The 16,522-nt window shown below is 43.3% G+C and carries 12 protein-coding genes and 3 pseudogenes; 10 read left to right on the forward strand and 5 right to left on the reverse strand.

The annotated features are described in order from the left end of the window. The first annotated feature begins 73 nt into the window (after positions 1-73). The 4 genes and pseudogenes from G4407_RS00480 (at position 74) to G4407_RS00495 (ending at position 3,237) form a co-directional block, all read left to right on the forward strand. Positions 74-613: a phosphatase PAP2 family protein gene (locus G4407_RS00480; protein WP_243259074.1), complete on the forward strand. Its 540-nt coding sequence runs from the start codon at positions 74-76 to the stop codon at positions 611-613. Continuing rightward, positions 603-1,640 (forward strand): lysylphosphatidylglycerol synthase transmembrane domain-containing protein, encoded by a 1,038-nt coding sequence (locus G4407_RS00485; RefSeq protein ID WP_173687331.1) that lies wholly within the window; start codon positions 603-605, stop codon positions 1,638-1,640. Before G4407_RS00480 ends, G4407_RS00485 begins: the two co-directional genes overlap by 11 nt. Beyond that, a pseudogene (locus G4407_RS00490) lies at positions 1,634-2,274 on the forward strand (CDP-alcohol phosphatidyltransferase family protein). The gene G4407_RS00485 and the pseudogene G4407_RS00490 overlap by 7 nt, the downstream one beginning before the upstream one ends. 96 nt (positions 2,275-2,370) lie before the next feature. Next, a complete protein-coding gene (locus tag G4407_RS00495; protein WP_173687332.1) occupies positions 2,371-3,237 on the forward strand; it encodes a phosphatidylserine decarboxylase in 867 nt (288 codons plus the stop codon). 592 nt (positions 3,238-3,829) lie between these two features. Here the strand turns inward: G4407_RS00495 and G4407_RS00500 are convergent. Beyond that, entirely contained in the window at positions 3,830-4,612 is a 783-nt protein-coding gene (locus G4407_RS00500; RefSeq protein WP_173687333.1) for an HAD family hydrolase, read from the reverse strand. Between the two features lie 215 nt (positions 4,613-4,827). On the opposite strand from G4407_RS00500, the pseudogene G4407_RS17105 reads away from it, so the two are divergent. The 3 genes and pseudogenes from G4407_RS17105 to G4407_RS00510 form a co-directional block, all read left to right on the forward strand. Next, positions 4,828-5,019 (forward strand): annotated as a pseudogene (locus tag G4407_RS17105) (FadR/GntR family transcriptional regulator); the annotation flags it as partial. A gap of 150 nt (positions 5,020-5,169) precedes the next feature. Continuing rightward, positions 5,170-5,656: pseudogene (locus G4407_RS17110) on the forward strand (glycoside hydrolase family 5 protein); the annotation flags it as partial. Between the two features lie 42 nt (positions 5,657-5,698). Continuing rightward, positions 5,699-7,396: a glycoside hydrolase family 43 protein gene (locus G4407_RS00510; RefSeq protein WP_330585901.1), complete on the forward strand. Its 1,698-nt coding sequence runs from the start codon at positions 5,699-5,701 to the stop codon at positions 7,394-7,396. A gap of 165 nt (positions 7,397-7,561) precedes the next feature. Here the strand turns inward: G4407_RS00510 and G4407_RS00515 are convergent, their stop codons facing one another. Then, positions 7,562-8,497 (reverse strand): Rpn family recombination-promoting nuclease/putative transposase, encoded by a 936-nt coding sequence (locus G4407_RS00515; RefSeq protein WP_173687334.1) that lies wholly within the window; start codon positions 8,495-8,497, stop codon positions 7,562-7,564. 172 nt (positions 8,498-8,669) lie between these two features. Beyond that, positions 8,670-9,623, reverse strand: coding sequence for an N-acetylmuramoyl-L-alanine amidase (locus G4407_RS00520; RefSeq protein ID WP_173687335.1), 954 nt, complete (start codon positions 9,621-9,623; stop codon positions 8,670-8,672). Between the two features lie 390 nt (positions 9,624-10,013). Between G4407_RS00520 and G4407_RS00525 the strand changes: the two genes are divergently transcribed. Beyond that, positions 10,014-10,703 (forward strand): hypothetical protein, encoded by a 690-nt coding sequence (locus G4407_RS00525; protein ID WP_173687336.1) that lies wholly within the window; start codon positions 10,014-10,016, stop codon positions 10,701-10,703. A gap of 546 nt (positions 10,704-11,249) precedes the next feature. Here G4407_RS00525 and pckA read toward each other — a convergent pair. Together pckA and G4407_RS00535 are read right to left on the reverse strand one after the other, a co-directional pair. Further along, entirely contained in the window at positions 11,250-12,854 is a 1,605-nt protein-coding gene (gene pckA, locus G4407_RS00530; protein ID WP_173687337.1) for a phosphoenolpyruvate carboxykinase (ATP), read from the reverse strand. A gap of 286 nt (positions 12,855-13,140) precedes the next feature. Then, positions 13,141-14,433: an HlyC/CorC family transporter gene (locus G4407_RS00535; RefSeq protein WP_173687338.1), complete on the reverse strand. Its 1,293-nt coding sequence runs from the start codon at positions 14,431-14,433 to the stop codon at positions 13,141-13,143. A gap of 288 nt (positions 14,434-14,721) precedes the next feature. On the opposite strand from G4407_RS00535, the gene murB reads away from it, so the two are divergent. Both murB and rapZ read left to right on the forward strand, forming a co-directional pair. Beyond that, complete coding sequence (gene murB, locus G4407_RS00540) at positions 14,722-15,633, forward strand: UDP-N-acetylmuramate dehydrogenase (protein WP_173687339.1); 912 nt, start codon at positions 14,722-14,724, stop codon at positions 15,631-15,633. Positions 15,634-15,635: 2 nt separating this feature from the next. Continuing rightward, positions 15,636-16,517 (forward strand): RNase adapter RapZ, encoded by an 882-nt coding sequence (gene rapZ, locus G4407_RS00545; RefSeq protein WP_173687340.1) that lies wholly within the window; start codon positions 15,636-15,638, stop codon positions 16,515-16,517. Positions 16,518-16,522: the final 5 nt, after the last annotated feature.

Here is a 16,522-nt window from a genome sequence, read left to right on the forward strand (position 1 = left end):
GGGAGTGCCGCTACTACGGACGGGAATTAAGACTCATAATCTTTCTGGTCCGGCGGATGAGGCGATTCCTTTTATGCCACAGTTTATTATTATTTATTTTGGGTGTTATCTTTTCTGGGTAGTGAACTATTTCATGGCATCGATGCGGGAAGAAAAGGTAAAATACCAGTTTTTTACTGCGGATTTTTATGCGCGGCTGGTATGTATGCTGTGTTTTATTTTTTTCCCGACCACGAATACGAGACCGGTTCTGACAGGGACGGATATCTGGACGCAGGCAGTACGGTTTCTGTATACGGTTGATAAGCCGATCAACCTGTTTCCGTCCATTCACTGCATGGCAAGTTGGTTCAGCTGTATTGCGGTCAGGAAGAATCGGAAGATTCCCAACTGGTATAAAGCTTTTTCTGTCCTGATGACGGTAATGGTTGTGATATCGACACTGGCGCTTAGGCAGCATGTATGGCAAGATGCAGCAGCAGGAATTCTTCTTGCAGAAGTAACCTGGCAGATCAGCAGACGGACAAATGGATGGCGGATTTATCGGCGTCTGACAGAAAAAATAGCAAATAAACTTGGAAACCGGACAGGAATGAAGAGAGATGGAAAATAAAAAGAAGACGATCTTCAATGTCATATTTTTGCTGGTGGTATTTGCCGGTACAATGTATGGCGTATTTCATGGGGAAGATATTGGTGAAATTGTGAAGATCCTGGGGCAGGTCAATGTATTATGGCTGATTCCGGGAGTGATCTGTGTTGTGATTTTTATCTGGGGAGAATCGATCATTATCTATTATATGATGCGGACACTGAAAATCCGGCTGAAAAAGTGGACTTGTTTCCTTTTTTCATCGGTTGGATTCTTTTTCAGCTGCATTACACCTTCGGCATCCGGAGGACAGCCGGCACAGATTTATTATATGAAAAAAGAAAAGATACCAATACCGGTTTCGACGCTGGTGCTGATGATCGTTACGATCACCTATAAGCTGGTACTTGTGGTTGTCGGATTAGGGCTGGTACTGTTCGGACAGGGATTTATCCATAAGTATCTCTGGAGTATCCGGCATATCTTTTATCTGGGGACAGCTCTGAACGTTTTCTGCGTGACGGCGATGCTGGTGCTGGTGTTTCATCCGGTACTGGCAAGGGCGATTCTTGTGAAGGGAATGGCACTGCTGGAAAAACTGCATTTTCTGAGACATAAGAGATCGCGTCTTGAGAAACTCAATGCGTCTATGGATCAGTACCGTGATACAGCTGTTTATCTGAAAGAACACAGGCAGGTGATTGTCAATGTATTTGCGATCACCATGTTCCAGAGGTTTGCGCTGTTTACAGCAACGTGGTTTGTTTATAAGGCGTTTGGACTTAGTGATGCAAAGGCAATTGTGGTCATTACACTGCAGGCAGTTATTGCAGTGTCTGTGGATATGCTTCCACTTCCGGGAGGTATGGGAATCAGTGAAAAACTGTTTACCATGATCTTTATTCCGGTATTCGGAAGCCATCTGCTTCTGCCGGGAATGATTCTCAGCAGAGGGCTTGGGTATTATACAGAATTAGGATTAAGTGCTATACTTACGATTGTGGCGAATTTTACGATAGGAAGAAAGAAGAGGGAGATAAAATGTTAGGGGTTTATGATTATACGGTAATACTTACATATGTCAGTTTGATGGTATCGGTCGGAGGAATGATGTTTGCAGTGAACGGGCATCTGCATCTGGGGTGATGTGCCTTGCAATCTCCGGGCTTTGTGATATGTTCGATGGAAAGATCGCACGGACGAAAAAGAACCGGACAGAGGTGGAAAAGCGTTTTGGGATCCAGATCGATTCGCTGAGCGATATCGTCTGTTTCGGAGTAGGACCGGCGGTTCTTTGTTACTGTGCCGGAATTCGGGGTGTGATCGGTGTGGCAATCCTGATGTTCTATGTGCTTGCAGGTCTGATCCGCCTTGCATGGTTCAATGTAATGGAAGAACAGCGGCAGGAAGAAACCTCAGAGAAGAGAGAATGCTACCAGGGACTTCCAATCACTTCGATGGCGATCGCACTTCCGATCGTGGTTGTATTAAAACCATTTTTAGGTTGTGAATTTATGCTTGCGCTTCATGTGGTCATGCTGGTGGTCGGCATTTTGTTTATCACCAATTTCAAACTGAAAAAGCCGAAAAATGTAACCATGGGTGCGATTGTAGCTGTTGTGGCAATGGCAGTGATTGCTATTCTGGTCCGGCACTATATGCGTTATATGAGCATGATGTAATGAAACCAGGTTATGAGCAGGCAGCAAAGTGAAGGGCAGAGATCTGCCTGACAGCTGCATTATCAGGCATGGATAAGACGGACAGGAGGTAGAAAAATGGATTATATGGACAGAGAAGGCCATCGGATAAAAAAGACAACCGGACAGGATAAGCTTTTGAAAGTTGCTTATACCCATACGGCAACCAGAATTCTGATGCGTCCACTTCTTTTACCGGCAGTATCCAGACTTGGAGGGAAGCTGTTGAATACAAAAGTATCCGCTGTTTTTGCCGGACTATTTGCCAGAACCCACGGGATCGATCTGAACAAATATGAAAAACAGAAATTTGATTCCTATAATGATTTCTTTACCAGGAAAATAAAAGCTGAGGAACGCCCGGTTAACAGGGAAGATACCGTACTGATCAGTCCATGTGACGGGAAGGTGAGTGTCTATCCAATTCACGAAAACGGACGATTCTTCATTAAACATACACCATATACAACCCACAGCCTGATCCGCGATGCGAAGCTTGCCAGACATTATATGGGAGGCTGGGCGGTAGTGATCCGTCTTACAGTAGACGATTACCACAGATACTGCTACGTGGCGGATGGAGAAAAGACCTATCAGAGAAGGATTCCGGGAATTTTTCACACTGTAAATCCGATCGCAAATGATATCTGCCAAATCTACAAAATGAACAGCAGAGAATACTGTCTTGTAAAAAATGAAAAACTCGGCACCGTCCTGATGATGGAAGTCGGTGCACTGATGGTCGGAAAGATCCGGAATTATAAAAAAGAACGCTGCCAGGTAAAACGCGGCGAAGAAAAAGGAAGATTTGAATTCGGAGGTTCAACGGTTGTGCTGCTCCTGGAACCGGGAAAAGTGCTGCCAGACAGTGATCTGATCCAGAACACGCTGCAGGGAGCAGAAACCATTGTGAAGATGGGAGAACGGATTGGGGGAGTTATATAAGCTTGCTGGTTCAAAAGGGACGCGCAGCTGAATGTTTCCATCTTGCCGGACAGGCTTGAGGCATTAAGGGACTCTAAAATTTTGAAAAGATGCTAAAAACAGGGGAAGAAATCCACAAACTCGCTGTCGCTCAGACAGTGTGGATTTCTTCCCCTAACGCATCTTCTCAAAACCTAAGATTCCCTAAAAGTCTCAAATGCCGTCAAGACGGAAACATTCAGCTGCGCTGTTCATTTCAGAAAAATGTTTAGCTTATTTAGCTGCAGGCTGCTCCGCAGCCGTCCAGCGCTCCTCGGGTTACAGGCGCACTTTCTCCATTATGTTCTGGAGTCACCGCCCCTCCATCATTCAGGAGTTGTCTGTCTTGAAAAAACAGCTCCATATAAAGAATTGGACTGGTAACATTTGGAAGAATATTAGAAGCTCTTAGATTACAGAAATTTATGTTATTCTGAAAAATCCATCTGTCTGAGCGAAGCGAGTTATGGATTTTTCAGAATGCTTTTAATAAATTTCTGTGGCCTTAGAGATTCTTATATTCCGAAACAGTTACCAGTCCAATTCTTTATATGGAGCGTCCCCCCATTTCAACCTACAACAACCCCTGCATCACCGGCAAAGGCGAGTCCACAACGTAATCCGCCGCCTTCTTGGCGAGAGGATGGCCGGTTGCCATGACATACGCTGTTCCCGCAGCCTTCAGCATCTCGATATCATTTTGCTGATCTCCGAAGCAGATGCATTCTTCTTTTTTTATCCCGAATTTTTTCATGAGTACTTTTAGTGCACTTCCTTTGTTTGCGTTTGGTGCGATGAAGTCGATCCAGTGATCGGCAGAGGTTACGACACTGATTTCATTTCCGATGCGCTCCTGGAAGAATGGTGCCAGATTTTGGGTACCGTTAAAATCACAGATAGCAGCTTTGATGATCGGTTCTTTGACTGCATAGAGATCCGGCACGTAGGTAACAATGTTATGCATATCATTTTCCATATAATCAATGAAACGTTCATCGGTTGAGTCGCTGTAATAAGTATCTTTTACAGAAAGGATACAGTGTCCGGTGTGATAGATCTTCCGGTATTCCATCAGTACGTCCAGAATGTGGCGGATCGTCTCGGATGGAATCAGGCCGGTGGCAAGGACTTCTTCTTTATAAATGCAAAGGGAACCATTTTCTGCGATATAGGGAATATCGAAGCCCAGAGGGGAAAACAGTCTGCGGATATTGGCATACTGACGTCCGCTGGCAGCTGTGAAGAGGATTCCTTTGTCGTGAAGAGCTTTTATGGTATCGTATATATCTTCCGGAACAGTCTGCTGATAATCGTGGAGCAGAGTGCCGTCCAGATCGCTTGCAATTAATTTGATCATAATAACCTCCAGTAGTAAATTTGAATGTACTTAATAAAAATGATGTGAGTGTCAAAAAACAAATTATGCCACTCACTGTTGTAAAACTACATCGACAGTATAGCAAAAATGCCAGAGACTGGCAATGCAGAGTTGAAATGGGAAAAATTGCATGATAAAATTTTAGAAAAACAAGAGGTTTCGGAGATGTGCAGATGCAAAAGGGTGAAAATGGAATGAAACAGACGCTGGGACAGCAGACAGAAGACCGATTGATGAAATATATTCTGGATAAACCGGTAAAAATCGGCGAGAAGATCCCGAATGAATACGAACTGACGGAATTGTTTGGAGTTGGACGAAGTACGGTAAGAGAGGCAGTAAAAGGTCTGGTCACAAGAGGTGTTCTGGAAGTGCGCAGAGGAGACGGGACTTATGTCATCAGTACCAGTTATATGGAAAATGATGTGCTGGGCTTTGGAAATGTGGAGGATCGTTACAGGCTGGCACTGGATCTGTTTGATGTACGTCTGATGATTGAACCGGAAATTGTAACCTGGGCATGCAGAAAAGCGACATTTGACAACGGAGGAATCTGCGGCGTATGTAAATGGTCAAAGCATCCGGAAGAGGTTGAATTTGTCCTGTCTGTACTGGAGCGTCTGGCAGAGCGTTACGGGGAAAGAAAAGGCTTATGGGGAATTGAAGTGATCAATGAACCGGTGACAGAAAATATGTGGGAAACCATGAAGGTACCGGAGAGATAACCATCAGTATCTGATGGTTGCAGAGGCAAATGGCTGCGAGCAGACAATGGAAGGATATCTGAATTATATCAGAGAACATTTTCAGAAAGATATTCAGGAAATGGAAGAATATTTCCCGGTGATCTGCGGAGAATGGTGCCTGTTCAATTCTCTGGCTTGTGGATGGGATACCAAAGGAGGACAGTCCGTATTGAATGGTCTGGACGGGGAAGTGGAAAGTTCCGTAAGTGATGAAGAAAAGAAAAAAATCTATCAGGCAGTGGCAGAAGCGCAGCTTGCGGCATGGAATACAGGAAGCCAGAAATGTTCTGACCGATTTTAATAGCAAGGTGATAATGGGATGCCAGAGAAAAAGAGAACGGCATCTGGTCATATAGGAGGAGAAATCATGATTCATAACCCGATTTTCAAAGGATTTAACCCGGACCCGTGCATTTGCAGAAAAGGGGACGATTATTATATAGCAGTATCAACATTTGAATGGATGCCGGGGATTCCGGTTTACCATTCCAAGGATATGAAGAACTGGGAACTGTACATACATGTACTGACAGATGACGAAGAAGTCGATCTGAAAAAGCTTCCGTCAGCAAAGGGAATCTGGGCGCCGTGCCTGACTTATTGCGAGCAGGAGGATCTGTTCTATGTCGTATATGGAGTGATGAATTCCATGAACGCAAGATACTTTGATGTGGACAATTATGTGATTACGGCAAAAGACATCCGCGGACCGTGGAGCAAACCGGTCTATCTGCATTCAGCAGGATTTGATGCTTCCATGTTCCACGATGATGACGGAAGAAAATGGGTAGTATCTCTGGAGTGGGAGACCCGTGAAGGCTATGAGAAGCCGGGAGCAATCTGCATGATCGAATATTCACCGGAGAAGCAGGAAGTGATCGGATATCCAAAGCGTATCTGGAACGGTGGAACCGACCGGGGATGTATCGAAGCACCACATCTGACCAAGAGAAATGGTTATTATTACATTATGTGCGCAGAAGGTGGAACCGGATACAATCACTGTGTTACCATGGGACGGTCAAAAAATGTATGGGGACCATATGAAGGCGATCCGATGAACCCAATCGTAACGAGTGTACCGGGCGTATCTTATGAACGTCAGGATCCGGATCATCTGAAACCGAAATATTATAATCCGGACAGCGTTCTTCAGAAATCCGGTCATGCAAGCTATGTGGAAACTTCCCTTGGAGAAGTATATCTTGTCCATCTGTGCGCAAGACCATTTGCACCGGAGCTGCGCTGTACACTGGGACGTGAGACTGCGATCCAGAAAATGAAGTGGACAGAAGACGGATGGCTTCGGATGTATGATGATGACAATCTTGCAAAAGAGTATGTGGAAGAGAGCAGGCTTCCAGAGTACCCGGTTCCGCAGATTCCTTCTTTTGATGATTTCGATGGAGAAGAGCTTGGCAACTGGTACTATGCGCCGAGAATCATGCCGCAGAGATTTGCAGATGTGAAGGCTCGTCCAGGCTATGTGAGAATCCGTGGACAGGAATCCAGAACCTCTCTGAACAAAGTAAGTATTCTGGCAAGAAAGCTGACCAGCGTCTATGCACGGGCGACAACCAAAATGGAATTCAAGCCGGAAACCCATCAGCACAGCGCCGGACTGATCATGTATTATGACAACATGAACTACATCAACCTTCGTAAATATTACAGCCAGACACTGGGACAGAGTGCACTTTCCATCATCCATCTGGAAAATGGAACCAAGACAGAACTTCTGAATACCCGTATTCCGGTAGAGGATGTACCGATCTATCTGCGGCTGAATATTGAGGGGAGAAAGTCCTGGTTTGAGTGGAGCTATGACGGAGAGCAGTTTGTGAAAATCGGCGGACCATTTGATACAACAAAATTCTCGGATGAATACTGCAAATACGGTGAGTTTACAGGAACCTTTGTAGGACTGACCTGTGCGGACAGAGTGCTGCATAAGCATTATGCGGATTTTGATTTCTTCGAGTATGTTGCGGATGAGGAGAAAGGGATGCCGAGATAGAAATGTAAGTGTATCTTTGTGAGATGCTAAAAAAGATCCTGATAAAATCAAGGCTTGCTTAGGCAGTGGTTTTATACGGGATCTTTTTAATGAAATGAGATTTTTAATTGACTACATGGTGCAATGGAAAAAATAACCATCCTGTAAAAACGAGAGGGTTATTGTTTATGCGCTTTTCTCAATCTTTTCGATAATGTTTTTGATTACAGAAAGATCTGTTTCCAGTTCATCTGCGATCGTGTCTGGAGTTTTGTTTTTGGCAAGTTTCTTTTTTACCATTTCAGTAAGTAGTTTTTCTTTTCCAGATTCTACTAATTCATCTAAAGCTGTACACATATTAAATTGACCTCCTTCTTTTTCTGATGCTGCATAGTTTATCAGTTCTTGCGAGCCTGTAATTGCTCCGATCACAATTCCTAACTCATTGGTTAAATTTTGTTCTTTGTAGATACTTGTAATTTTGCCATAATTTTTGCTATAAATCAACCGGCTTACATCAAAGATTGTCCGGACATCTTGATTTTTGAAATTTAGATTTTCGCTGTTTCTGAACTGTATCAGATTCATCTTATAATCAGGCACAAGACGTTCCATATAGTCAGGCAGTTCCAGCATTTCTTTCAAACTGGTTGCCCCATCCCATTCCTTTTCTCCGTAATAAACGCACAGAGTGATTACCGGATGAAGCCGATCCGTCTTTTTGAATCTGGACAGAAATTCATCTTTTGTATTTGTGGTCTTTTCATCCAGATTCTTTTTTGCAATTTCATTATACTCTTTTAAGTATGAAAGTGCATCCTCTATCATGTGTCTTAGTGGCATTGCATAGTGGATTTTCTGTTGGTTTTCAATACCCCAGATTACAAAATCCATTCCATAGGCTGTCTTTTTTACGACATCTCTCAGTCGCTGGATTGTTTCTAAATGTCCGTTGAATTTCAGGACAGATGAAAGATCTACGTCTGCTTCTTTCAGATCTTCCGGGTGCAGTTTTTGTTCCCCGTTAAACAAAACTGCATTGAACAAATCGGCGAAGTGAGCATTGTCTTTCCAGAAATTTTTCAGGACAATATCCGCTTTCGCTGTATTTCTCAGTGACATATCATTTCCTCCTTTGTTTTTTGTGTTTGGTATATAAGTATAAAATCCGTTGACTTTAAAAGCAATTTCGAAGAATCTCGTTATGCGTGGAATACCTTCGTTCCTACACTAACCGAAATTGTAAATATTACTTTTGTACTTAGAATGATTTGTGAATTTTCCACAAAATCAATCAGACTTCTTCAGAAAAGCTCACAATCACAGTTGGATATCCGCTTTGTTTTAGTCTTCGTTCCATCATGGCGGCATCATTCAATACATCGAACTGACCGACCAGAACCCGGTCATACTGGCTGCTGTCATCAATCCGGGCAGGGAAATCCATTTCTGTAAGTTCGTTAAGAAGCCGTCTGGCGTAAGCTGGATTGCGGAATGCGCCTATCTGTACACTGTAGGTTACAGTCGAAGCGGTAGAACGGTTTTCAGAGTTTGAAGGAGGCTGAGAATTGGTATTTGGCATGGTGCGCTCGACAGAATCAGAGGTGCCTGGGAATTCTGAGTTGGAATCATCATCAGAAGAATTTTCACGGGAATCACCAGAAAACTCCGATTCTGTTGAACTGTTTCTTGCCCCCTCCGGTTTCCAGAGTCCCTTTTCTTCTAAGGTATCCAGAATTCCGTCCGCAATCGCCTGCGCAATATCATTAAAGTTCTTATCAAAGATTGTATTATCAGAATCCGAATTGATAAAACCGACTTCGACCAGGATCGCCGGCATTTTTGTGCGTCGGAGGACAACCAGATTTGGGCGCGCCTTTACTCCGAGATCTTTGAACCCAACTGTTTCCAGCTGTGCATTGATATTTTCCGCCATTTCATATTTGATGCCGGATAGATTGTAGATCAGGCTTTCCACGCCCATGTACTGATTGGCAAGCGGGCTGGAATTCCGGTGGATCGATATGAAGAAATCCACACCGGCTTCGTTTGCCTCTGTTGCTTTCTGGAAAGGTGTCTCATAAATATCCGTTGTCCGTGTGTATTCCACATCAATTTCGCTGTTCTGTAAAATTTCTCCGATCGCAAGCACCAGCTTCAGTACATCATCCTTTTCCTGGCGACCATTATACACAGCTCCCGGATCACGTCCCCCGTGACCGGCATCGAGCATGATAGATACAGGCATAGATATACCTCGATAGATAGATTTTATATAATATATGTGAATCTATGAAAAGGGTGAAAAGAAGCAGATTTTACAAACATTTAAACCAATCATGATAGTTCCGTTCCACGATAAATAGTACAATAAAACCGTCAAAAGAAACCCACACAAGAACAAACGGAAGGAATGACAGACATGGCACCATTTATCATCGGAATCATCGGAGGCACAACAATCATAGCAGGCGGCACATATCTCTTAGAAAAAATAGCCGAATACCTCGAACAAAATAATCAGACAAAAAGCATCTGATGAAAAATAAATTGTCAGCCTGAAAATATAATGTTATGATTATTCTGTACCGCAAAACTGCGGAATAGTTATTTCTATAATAGTCAGGAGAATCAAAACATGGCAGAAAGATTAGAATTTCGTGAAAAACTGGCAGGAATCCTTGCACTTTGCGCGAGCCAGAATAACATAACAGATAAAACTACAGTCGAAGAATATTTTGCAGAAGACAATTTGTCGAAAGAACAGATGGAACTGGTATTTGATTACCTTCTTTCTCAAAAAGTGATCGTAAAAGGCTACGTCAAAGCCGGTGGATCCATTAAGAACGCAGAAAAACCAGAGGATGTAGTCAGATATACCCAGGAAGAGCAGGATTATTTAAATCTTTACGAACAGGATCTGAAAGGCTTAAGAGAGGGGGATCCGTTAAAAGAACTCCTTCCGGCAATTCTGTCTATGGCAAAAGAGATGCACAGAACAGATATCTACATCGGAGATCTCGTTCAGGAAGGCAACATGGGACTTATGCTTGCTATGGAAGAGCATGAAGGCGATATGGAAGCGCTTTTAAGTATGGCAAAAGAAAGCATGCAGGCGCTCTTAGAATCCCAGGAAGAAACCAAAAAACAGGATAACCGTATGGTGGAAAAAGTGAATGATCTTGACGAACAGATCAAAAAACTTTCTGAAGAAATGGGACGTAAAGTCAGCGTAGACGAATTAGAAGAATTTCTCGACATCACAGAAGATGAAATCAGCGACATTCTAAAACTGGCAGGGGAAGAACTTCCACCGGAAGAGAAGTAGAAATATACTGCAGAAAAAAATATTTTACATAAATACATGTAGTTGATATTACACTATCGTCATACTCTAAAAGTACGAAAAGAATAGCTGCAACCAACAAACTTCAACAGTCAACAGAACCCACAGCCCGAAGATGGCTGTGGGTTCTGTTTCTCATAAATCATTCAATTCTGTTTTGTCTTGAAAAACCAGAGGGAGAGGCTGCAATAACCTCGTCTGCTGACATTTTGCACTACGGAGATGAGACTCAAAAATTGTGGAAGCCATTGCTGACACAATTTTCGCCCTAAGAGGCTCATCGGAGTGGTCAGTGCAACGAAGCAGATGAGGTTATTGCAGCCTCTCCCTCGTCCCTTCGCACAATCGAGTAAGCTGACGCCTACTCGATTGGTATACTTTGTACACCATCTCGCTTGACAGCTCGATGATGTACATTCGCCAAATGCAGATCCTTGTGCAAGCACAAATCTGCACTTGGCTCATCGTATACACAAAAAAATGGATGCAGGAGAAACTCTCTCCCACATCCATTCTTCAAATCGCATATTAAGCCTGCGGTCCAGCAGATACAAGTGCTTTACCAGCAGCATTTCCTTCGTATTTAGCGAAGTTCTTAACGAATCTTGCAGCAAGATCCTTAGCCTTTTCTTCCCATTCAGAAGCATCAGCATATGTGTCACGAGGATCAAGGATTCCTGAATCAACTCCCGGAAGTTCTGTAGGTACTTCAAAGTTGAAGAAAGGAATCTTCTTGGTCGGTGCATTTAAGATGTCCCCGTTCAGGATAGCATCAATGATACCACGGGTATCTTTGATAGAGATACGTTTTCCGGTTCCGTTCCATCCTGTGTTAACGAGGTAAGCTTTTGCTCCGCTCTTTTCCATCTTCTTAACAAGTTCTTCTGCGTATTTTGTCGGATGCAGTTCAAGGAATGCCTGTCCGAAGCAAGCAGAGAATGTTGGTGTAGGTTCTGTGATTCCACGTTCTGTACCGGCAAGTTTAGCTGTGAATCCAGACAGGAAGTAGTACTGTGTCTGTTCCGGAGTCAGTACAGATACCGGCGGAAGTACTCCGAAAGCGTCTGCAGACAGGAAGATTACATTCTTAGCTGCCGGTGCAGAAGAAACCGGACGTACAATATTTTCAATGTGGTTAATCGGATAAGATACACGTGTATTTTCTGTTACACTCTTATCAGCAAAATCAATTTTTCCTTCAGCATCGAGAGTTACGTTCTCAAGAAGAGCGTCACGTCTGATTGCGTTGTAGATATCTGGTTCAGATTCTTTGTCAAGGTTGATAACTTTAGCGTAGCATCCACCTTCAAAGTTGAATACTCCGTTGTCATCCCAGCCGTGTTCGTCATCACCGATCAGGAGACGCTTAGGATCTGTAGAAAGTGTTGTCTTACCTGTTCCTGAAAGTCCGAAGAAGATTGCTGTATTTTCACCATTCAGATCTGTGTTTGCTGAGCAGTGCATAGCGGCGATCCCCTTAAGTGGGAGGTAGTAGTTCATCATAGAGAACATACCTTTCTTCATTTCTCCGCCGTACCATGTATTAACGATAACCTGTTCTTTACTTGTGATGTTGAATAAAACAGCTGTCTCAGAGTTAAGTCCAAGTTCTTTGTAGTTTTCAACTTTTGCTTTTGAAGCATTGTATACTACGAAGTCTGGTTCGAAGTTCTCAAGTTCTTCAGCTGTTGGTTTGATGAACATGTTTGTTACGAAATGAGCCTGCCAGGCAACTTCAACGATGAAACGGATTGCCATACGTGTATCTTTGTTGGCGCCGCAGAATGCATCTACAACATAAAGTTTCTTGTTAGAAAGTTCTTTCTTGGCGATCTCCTTTACAGCTTCCCATGCTTCCTGTGAAGCCGGATGGTTGTCATTCTTATATTCGTCTGAAGTCCACCATACAGTGTCTTTAGAGTTTTCATCAACTACGATGAATTTGTCTTTAGGGGAACGTCCGGTGTATACACCTGTCATTACGTTCACAGCACCAAGTTCGCTGACCTGACCTTTTTCAAATCCCTCAAGACCTGCTTTTGTTTCTTCTTCAAACAATAATTCGTAAGAAGGGTTGTGCACGATTTCTGTTGTTCCAGTAATACCATACTTGCTTAAATTGATTTCTGCCATTGCAATTAACCTCTTTCTCCTAATTCTAGTTAAATGGTTAAATGATAAAAGCTGTGAGCGCAGATTTTATCATCTGATGAAGTAAAATTCTTCACCCATTTACCATAATTATACATAATTACGCAATAAAATCAATAAAAAACCAATATTTCTTGAAAAAATTGTTTAAAAAATAACGAAATCCGAAAAAGAAAAAGGCAGCCCACTTTGGACTGCCCTGAAATTGTTGTATATCCTGCAAAATATAAAGAAAAAATCTGTCAGGATTTCTTCCCGGGAGGTCTGCTTAGTCGTCATTTTCCAACGAGTCAGACGTATGTTCGCGGTAATTCTCCGGAAGATACAGATGAACTGTCTCAATCCGGTTTTTGTCGAGCTTTTCTACGACCATACGGATTCCGTCTTCGGTGGAAACGGAGTCACCGGCTTTTGGAAGACGGTCCAGCTTTTCGATGATAAAGCCTCCGAGAGAATCATAATCTTCCGATTCCAGATTCAGATCCAGGGAATCATTGAGATCGTCAAGATTGGTAGAACCTTCAATAATATATTCGTGTTCGCCTACCGCTTTGATATTTTCTTCTTCATTCTCATCATATTCATCGTGGATCTCGCCAACAATCTCTTCAAGAATATCTTCCAGGGTGATCAGACCGGATGTTTCACCGTATTCATCCAGGACAATTGCGATATTGAACGAGGCCTGACGCATTTCAACAAGAAGCTCGGAAATGCTCTTGTATTCATAAGTGAAGTAGGCTTCACGGAGAATGTCTTTAATCTGGAACTCACTTTTCTTACTGTCATAAAGAAGAAGATCTTTCATATTAATCGTTCCGACAACATTATCCTTTGTTTCCTGGTAAACCGGAAGACGGGTGAATTTGTCTTCCCGGAACAGGTCGATCAGTTCGTCGTAACTGCTGTCAATATCAGCAAAAGTTACGTTGACACGGGGAACCATGACGTCCTTGGCAATGGCATCACCGAGATCAAACACATTGTAGATCATCTCTTTTTCATCTGATTCGATCACGCCGTCCTGATGGCTGACATTTACCACACTTCGGAGTTCAGCTTCGGTCATGGTATTGTCTTTGGCATTCGGATCGATGCGGAGAAGCATCAGAAGACCGGTGGAGAGGCCGTTTACAATGAAGATAAACGGAGTCATGATCTTCATGAAAATATTGATAGCCGGTGCGTAAAAGAGAGCCATCTTCTCGGCGTGAATGGTAGCCATCGTCTTCGGGGTAATCTCCCCGAAAAGGATAATGAGAAGGGTCATGAGACCACTTGCAATTGCAACGGCAGTTCCGCCGAGGCGGTATGCGATTGTGGTGGCAAGGGATGCCACGGCAGTATTCACAATGTTGTTGCCGATGAGAATCGCGCTAAGCATTTTGCCTGAATTCTCAGTTACGGCAAGTACGGCGCTGGCACGCTTGTTACCCTCGTCTGCAAGGGCACGCATCCGGATTTTATTGTAGGTTGTAAGTGCTGTCTCAGCGGACGAAAATATGCCGGATAAGAGCAGCAGGACTAGCAAAATAAGTATTTGCGAGACACTCGAGTCCACAGTTAAAAATCACTCCTTTTTGAAAATAATGATAAAATTTCTATGTTATGCCCTACTATATCGCATTTCTCTTAATTTTGCAAGAGCGCGTTGAACTTGCATATTTTTTGGTGTATTATATGATGTAAGTGTCAAAATTTACTTTTGACACTTACATCATTAGAGGATGATATTAAAACGTGCTTTGGCACGTAGTAACTTCTATTTGGCGGGAGGGCCAATGGCAATTTCCTGTTAAATAAAAAAAGAAGAATGGCATAGAATATTTATAGATACTAGGAGAAGAAAATGGAACAGAATTTTGAGACATGTTTGTATAATGTGATCGATGCATCCAAAGTACAGAAGGATGAACCGATGAAGAAGCATACAACCTTCCGGATCGGTGGTCCGGCAGATTATTTTATCATGCCATCGAATGAAAAGGAACTGACAGCGGCAGTCCGGGTATGCCGGGAATTTTCGATACCTATATATATAGTAGGAAATGGAAGCAACCTTCTGGTTGGAGACAAAGGCTTCAGAGGAGCGATCATCCAGCTTTATAAGAGTATGGGAACATTTCAGGTAGAAGGAAATCAGATCACGGCGCAGGCAGGATGTTCGCTTGCGCAGATTGCAAATGCAGCACTTGATGCAGCACTGACCGGATTTGAGTTCGCAGCAGGTATTCCGGGAACGCTTGGCGGAGCGGTTGTGATGAACGCCGGCGCGTATGGCGGAGAGATGAAGGATGTACTGACAAGTGTCAGGGTTATGACAGAAGAGGGCGAGATCATGGAGCTTCCGGCAGAAGAACTGGGACTCGGATACCGTACAAGCATTATCCCGGAGAAAAGATATATCGTTTTGGGTGCCGTGATTTCGCTTACAGAAGGCAAAAAAGAAGAAATAAAAGCGCAGATGGATGATCTCCGTCAGAAGCGGGTATCGAAGCAGCCACTGGAGTATCCGAGTGCAGGCAGCACATTTAAGCGTCCGGAAGGATATTTTGCAGGAAAACTGATCCAGGACAGTGGACTGAAAGGATTTACAATAGGTGGAGCACAGGTTTCTGAAAAGCACAGTGGATTTGTGATCAATAAAGGAAATGCGACGGCGGCTGATGTGATGGAGCTGATCCGGCAGGTAACAGCGAAAGTGAAAGAAGATACCGGTGTTACGATGGAACCGGAAGTGAAACAAATAGGAGAATTTTAGGGATGAGATTCGTAATTGTAACGGGAATGTCCGGAGCAGGGAAAAGTACAACTTTGAAAATGATGGAAGACATGGGATATTTTTGTGTGGATAATATGCCGATTCCTTTAATGACAAAACTGGCAGAACTTTTGATCGTTCCAAATGGTGAGATCACGAAAATCGCTCTGGGGCTTGATATCCGCAGTGGCCAGAATCTGCGTGCACTGGATCAGGTTCTGGACGAACTTGAAAAAGCCAAGATACCACTGGAGATTCTTTTCCTTGAATCGAATGACGATACACTGGTGAAAAGATATAAAGAGACAAGAAGGAATCACCCACTCTCAAAGGGTGGAAGAATTGAGAACGGGATCGCCAAAGAACGTAAGAAGATTGCCTTTTTAAAAGAAAGGGCAGATTATATCCTGGATACAAGCCGGATGCTGACCAGGGAGCTGCGCAGTGAACTGAACCGTATTTTTGCCGAGAATAAAGAATACAAGAATCTGTACATTACCGTGCTATCTTTCGGATTTAAATATGGAATTCCGAGTGATGCAGATCTGGTATTTGATGTCAGATTCCTTCCGAATCCGTATTATATTGATGAACTTCGCCCGCAGAGTGGCAATGACAAAACGGTCAGGGATTACGTGATGAACAACGATATTTCCAAAGAATTCCTGAAGAAGCTGGTCGACATGGTTGAGTTCCTGATTCCGAATTATGTTGCAGAAGGAAAGAACCAGCTTGTGATCGCAATCGGATGTACCGGCGGAAAACACCGCTCCGTGACACTTTCCAATGAGTTGTATGAACGGCTGTCTGTGGCAGAGAAAGAGTACGGTGTAAGAAAAGAGCATCGTGATATCGAGAAAGATGCAATTACGAAAGCAAAATAGGTGAT

The sequence above is a fragment of the Allocoprococcus comes genome (genome assembly GCF_013300725.1).
GTDB classification, from domain to species: Bacteria; Bacillota; Clostridia; order Lachnospirales; family Lachnospiraceae; genus Allocoprococcus; species Allocoprococcus comes_A.